The 1,346-nt window shown below is 67.2% G+C and carries 1 protein-coding gene; it reads right to left on the reverse strand.

Annotated elements, in window-relative coordinates; translation table 11 throughout:
• The coding region (gene ahcY, locus ABD323_RS41200; RefSeq protein ID WP_344447218.1) for an adenosylhomocysteinase at positions 1-1,346 on the reverse strand (1,346 nt) is incomplete at both ends.

A 1,346-nucleotide genomic window follows, 5' to 3' on the forward strand; every position in this document is an offset into this window, starting at 1 on the left:
CTCAGCACGGTCAGCTTCACGCCGAGCGCGTCCAGGTGCAGGCGGGCGACCTTCTCGTCCAGGTGCTTGGGCAGCACGTAGACGCCGACCGGGTACTGCTCGGTCTTCGTGAAGAGCTCGATCTGCGCGATCGTCTGGTTCGCGAAGGAGTTGGACATCACGAACGAGGGGTGACCGGTGGCGTTGCCCAGGTTCAGCAGGCGGCCCTCGGAGAGCACGATGATGGTGTGGCCGTCCTCGAAGCGCCACTCGTGGACCTGCGGCTTGACCTCGGTGCGGACGATGCCGGGCAGCTGGGCCAGCCCCGCGATGTCGATCTCGTTGTCGAAGTGGCCGATGTTGCCCACGATCGCCTGGTGCTTCATCCGCGCCATGTGCGACGCCATGATGATGTCCTTGTTGCCGGTCGTGGTGATGAAGATGTCGGCGATCTCCACGACCTCCTCCAGGGTGGTGACCTGGTAGCCGTCCATCGCGGCCTGCAGCGCGCAGATCGGGTCGATCTCGGTGATGATGACCCGCGCGCCCTGGCCGCGCAGCGACTCCGCGCAGCCCTTGCCCACGTCGCCGTAGCCGAAGACGACCGCGACCTTGCCGCCGATGAGCACGTCGGTGGCGCGGTTGATGCCGTCGATCAGCGAGTGCCGGCAGCCGTACTTGTTGTCGAACTTCGACTTGGTGACCGCGTCGTTGACGTTGATCGCCGGGAAGAGCAGCTTGCCGTCCCGGTGCATCTCGTACAGCCGGTGCACACCGGTGGTGGTCTCCTCGGTGACACCCTTGATCGTCGCCGCCGCCTCGGTCCACCGGGTCGGCGACTCCACCAGCGTGCGGTTCAGCAGCTCCAGGATGATCCGGAACTCGTCGTTGTCCGCCGTCGAGGGATCCGGCGCCGCACCCGCCTTCTCGAACTCCACACCCTTGTGGATCAGCAGCGTCGCGTCACCGCCGTCGTCCAGGATCATGTTCGGCGTCTGCCCGTCCGGCCAGGTCAACGCCTGCTCGGTGCACCACCAGTACTCCTCCAGCGTCTCGCCCTTCCAGGCGAACACCGGCACACCCGCGGGAGCCTCCACCGTGCCCTCGGGACCCACCGCGATCGCCGCGGCCGCGTGGTCCTGCGTCGAGAAGATGTTGCACGAGCACCAGCGCACCTCCGCGCCCAGCGCCGTCAGCGTCTCGATCAGCACCGCCGTCTGCACCGTCATGTGCAACGAACCGGTGATCCGCGCACCGGCCAGCGGCTGCGACGCCGCGAACTCCTCGCGGATCGACATCAGACCGGGCATCTCGTGCTCGGCCAGCTGGATCTCCTTGCGACCGAACGGCGCCAGGGAGAGATCGGC

Origin of the sequence: Kitasatospora nipponensis (assembly GCF_039528135.1) — a bacterium.
Classification (GTDB): domain Bacteria; phylum Actinomycetota; class Actinomycetes; order Streptomycetales; family Streptomycetaceae; genus Kitasatospora; species Kitasatospora nipponensis.